Annotated in this window: 3 protein-coding genes and 2 pseudogenes; all 5 read right to left on the bottom strand. The window is 71.1% G+C overall.

The genetic code is table 11. The features are described from left to right. Positions 1-192: pseudogene (locus ACYVE9_RS17620) on the bottom strand (hypothetical protein); the annotation flags it as partial. Next, the gene (locus ACYVE9_RS17615) at positions 189-1,370 is read right to left on the bottom strand and encodes a ParA family protein (RefSeq protein ID WP_461028832.1); all 1,182 of its coding nucleotides are present in this window, start codon (positions 1,368-1,370) and stop codon (positions 189-191) included. The pseudogene ACYVE9_RS17620 and the gene ACYVE9_RS17615, both read right to left, overlap by 4 nt. A 358-nt stretch (positions 1,371-1,728) precedes the next feature. Further along, positions 1,729-2,844: an alanine dehydrogenase gene (ald, locus tag ACYVE9_RS17610; protein ID WP_461028833.1), complete on the bottom strand. Its 1,116-nt coding sequence runs from the start codon at positions 2,842-2,844 to the stop codon at positions 1,729-1,731. A 192-nt stretch (positions 2,845-3,036) separates the two neighbouring features. Continuing rightward, positions 3,037-3,930 (bottom strand): tetratricopeptide repeat protein, encoded by an 894-nt coding sequence (locus ACYVE9_RS17605; RefSeq protein WP_461028831.1) that lies wholly within the window; start codon positions 3,928-3,930, stop codon positions 3,037-3,039. A 179-nt stretch (positions 3,931-4,109) separates the two neighbouring features. Then, positions 4,110-4,214 (bottom strand): annotated as a pseudogene (locus ACYVE9_RS17600) (DUF4439 domain-containing protein); the annotation flags it as partial.

Here is a 4,214-nt window from a genome sequence, read left to right as displayed (position 1 = left end):
GTCCCGCGGGACGGCCTCGTCCCCGCCGTGCTCGACGGGCCCCTCCGGCTCGGCCTCACCGGCCGGCGGTGGGACCCGCGGGCCGGAACCGCCCGGCTGGGTGTCGCCGTTGACGTGCTGCCGGGGGGAGGAGGGCTGGACGCCCGGACCCCCGGTGGTGCGGAACAGTTCGTCGGCTGCCGGGAGACTCACTCGGCGTGGCACCGGGCGAGCACCTCCCTGGCGAGCTGACGGTAGGCGGCGGCGCCCACGGAGTTGGAGGCGTACGTGGTGATCGGCTCCCCCGCGACAGTGGTCTCCGGGAAGCGGACCGTCCGGCCGATGACCGTGTGGTAGACGCTGTCGTCGAACGCCTCGACCACTCTGGCCAGCACCTCCCGGCTGTGGACCGTCCGCGAGTCGTACATGGTGGCCAGGATGCCGTCGAGCTCCAGTTCCGGGTTGAGCCGCTCCTGGACCTTCTCGATGGTCTCGGTGAGCAGGGCGACGCCGCGCAGCGCGAAGAACTCGCACTCCAGCGGCACGATCACCTTGTGGGCCGCGGTGAGGGCGTTCACCGTGAGCAGGCCCAGCGAGGGCTGGCAGTCGATGACGATGAAGTCGTAGTCCGGCAGCAGCGGTTGCAGGGCGCGCTGGAGCGTGGACTCGCGGGCGACCTCGCTGACCAGCTGCACTTCCGCTGCCGACAGGTCGATGTTGCTCGGCAGCAGGTCCATGCCGGCCACCGCCGTCTTCAGCAGCACCTCGTCGGCGGCCATGCCCCGCTCCATGAGCAGGTTGTAGACGGTGAGGTCGAGCTCCATCGGGTTGACGCCCAGTCCGACGGACAGCGCGCCCTGCGGGTCGAAGTCGACCAGCAGGACGCGGCGTCCGTACTCGGCGAGCGCCGCGCCCAGGTTGATGGTCGAGGTCGTCTTGCCGACCCCGCCCTTCTGGTTGCACATCGCGATGATCTTGGCGGGCCCGTGTTCGGCGACGGGTCCGGGAATCGGGAAGTACGGCAGCGGACGCCCGGTCGGGCCGATGCGCTCGCGGCGCTGGCGGGCCGCGTCGGGCGCGAGCGTCGCGGCGTACTCCGGATCGGGCTCGAACTCCGCGTCGGGGTCGTAGAAGTGCCCTTCGGGCAGATCACCGAGGTGGGGTTCGTCGTAGGCCGCAGGACGGTCGGTCCGACCGTCCGAGCGGTCGCCGGCCATGGCGTTCACGTGGGATCCGTCCATGCTCTGGTGGGCCGTCATGCTCGATTGGTCCTGGTGGGAGGTGAAGGTGCGGACAGCGACGGAACCGACAGCCCGAAGCCCTGCGGCGTCCCGGCCCGGCGTGAGCGGCCCTGGTTGACCACCTCCGGGAGTAAATGTCGACTCATTCACAAGTCGTCTTACCTCCTTGGTGACCAGGAAACTTCTAGACAGGTCAGCGTGGCACCATGCCGACGTTTGGCGACTCTATGGCGTGTCGGTGGTTCGCAGCAACACAATCCGTCGGAGACGGCCCGATGTGTCGGCGGCCGAACACCCCGTTGTCAAGGGCGCAAGGCGGCCTCACTTGAGGTTTTCGAGGGTCGCGAATCGGTTAAACAGTTATGTTCACGGCGAGTTGACCAAGCGTCAGGAACCGCTGACACGTCACCGGCCGGACCTCGGGGCCCGAGGTCCGGCCGGTGACGTGTGGTTGGCGACATTGACGACCGCGCTTGACGGTCACCCGCGGCGGCGGACGCCGCGCGGGTCAGCCCAGCAGGGCGGCCGGCTCCACGTGGGCGAGCCCGTGGGCCTCCGCGACGGGACCGTAGACGACCTGCCCGTCATGGGTGTTGAGGCCCTTGGCCAGTGCGGCGTCCCGGCGCAGCGCCTCCACCCAGCCCCGGTCGGCCAGTTCCACGATGTACGGGAGGGTGGCGTTGGTGAGGGCGTGGGTGGACGTGTTCGGCACGGCTCCGGGCATGTTCGCCACGCAGTAGAAGACCGAGTTGTGGACCCGGAAGGTCGGCTCGGCGTGTGTGGTGGGACGGGAGTCCTCGAAGCAGCCGCCCTGGTCGATCGCGATGTCGACAAGGACACTTCCGGGCTTCATCCGGGAGACCAGCTCGTTGGTGACCAGCTTCGGGGCCTTGGCGCCCGGGATGAGGACCGCACCGATCACCAGGTCGGCGTCGAGCACCGCCTTCTCCAGCTCGAAGGCGTTGGAGGAGATCGCCCGGACACGGGTACCGAAGATCCGGTCGGCCTCCCGCAGCTTGTTGATGTCCTTGTCGAGCAGGGTGACGTGGAAGCCGAGGCCCACCGCGATCTGGGTGGCGTTCCAGCCGGAGACGCCGCCGCCGATGACCACGGCCCGACCCGCGGAGACCCCGGGCACCCCGCCCGGCAGCACACCCCGGCCGCCCGCGGAGCGCATCAGGTGGTAGGCGCCGACCTGGGGGGCGATCCGGCCCGCGACCTCGGACATCGGGGCCAGCAGCGGAAGCGAGCGGTTGGACGTCTCGACCGTCTCGTAGGCGATGGCCGTGGTGCCGGACGCCAGCAGGGCGTCGGTGCACTCACGGGACGCGGCGAGGTGCAGGTAGGTGAAGAGCGTCTGGTCCTTCCGGAGCCGGTGGTACTCCTCGGCGATGGGCTCCTTGACCTTCAGCAGCAGGTCCGCGGCGGCCCAGACCTCGTCGGCGGTGCCGAGGATGGCGGCGCCGGCGGCGGTGTACTCCTCGTCCGGGATGGAGGAGCCGAGTCCGGCTCCCTGCTCGACGACGACCTGGTGGCCCTTCGTCACGAGCTCGTGCACGCCGGCCGGGGTGATGGCGACGCGGTACTCGTTGTTCTTGACCTCGCGGGGGATGCCGACCTTCACGTCGATCACGGTCCTTGACTCTGAGGGTGCTGGTGATACCGGGGCACAGCCACTCACACCAACATAGTCAGGACATGCCGGATGCGACTGGGAGGACCACAGCGCAGCCAGTCTAATGAAGGATCTCTCGGTGTCCAGCCTTACAAAGCGGTAATCTTTTTCGCGATCACTATGGGTTTCGCAGGTGACTACTCAGGTGGGCTGGTCATCCGCATCCGAAGACCCGGTCTCCGCCAGCAGACGTCGGGCCTCGGCCCGGTGCGAGGCCGCCGTCTCCAGCTCCCCCAGGCGTTCGCAGGTGTCCGCCAGCCGCAACCGCAGCGCGGCCTGCAACCGCCCGTCCGCGGCCCTGACCGCCAGGCGCAGGGCGTCGTAACAACTGCGCATCGCCTCCCGCGGACGGCCCGCGTACTCCTGGACCCGGGCCACCTCACTCAGCGCCCGGGCCTGTGCCCGCGGGTTCCGCAACCGCCGGTACACCGCCGCCGCCGCGCGCCAGGCGTTCAGCGCCTCGCCCCACTGCCCGGCGTAGATCTGCACCGCGCCGACCCGGCAGTGCAGCCGCGCCACGCCCTCCAGGTCGCCCCGCACCTGGCACAGCGCCAGCGCGCGCCCGTACCAGTCGGCCGCGCGGGGCCAGTCCTCCAGCTCCGCGTAGGTGCCGCCCATCGAGTCCATGGCCCGGACCGCGGCCTGCGGGTCGCCGCCCTCCTCCGCCCGGCACGCCGACAATGCGCCGCGGTAGCGGGCGAGCGCCTCCGGCAGCCGGCCGGTACGGGCGTCCAGATCACCGAGGTTGAGCAGTGCCGCGGCCCGCTCCTGGTGCAGGTCCCGCCGCTCCGCCACCGACAGCACCAGCTCGTGCAGCCGGTACTGCTCGGGCGCGACCTGCTCGGGGGTGCGGTGCGCGTTCAGGGCCCGGGCCAGCGCGCCGATGAAACGGCGGGCGAGTGTGTCCAGCTCACCGTCCGCGACCGCCAGCCGGGCCGCCGCCAGCAGCGACGGCAGCCGCGCCAGCCACGGGTCGTCCGCGCCCCTGGCGCGGACCAGCCGCTGCGGGGGCTCGGGAGGCGAGGCGAAAACCATTCCTGCGCGGGGCCTTTCGTCGGTCCGTCGAAGCCGCGGCACCGGTCGGACAACCGGCGCGGCCTGCGGCGGCTGCCGGCCCGGTGCGGTTCCGGCGCGGCTTCGGTGCGGCTTTGGTGTGGTTGGTCTGTCGGAGCACACCGCGTCTGGCGGTGCCCCTGTCGGTCACCCGCCGGCGGTCACCCGTCGGCGGAGTCCCGCTCCGCGGACCCGCCACGTTCGGTGAGCCCAGGGAAGGCTACGCCGGTGCCGCGCCACCGCGCAGACCGGACCGCGGCTTCCCG

This window comes from Streptomyces sparsus, assembly GCF_054776295.1.
Note: the sequence above shows the minus strand (reverse complement) of the source record. Positions and strands in the feature narration are given on the sequence as shown.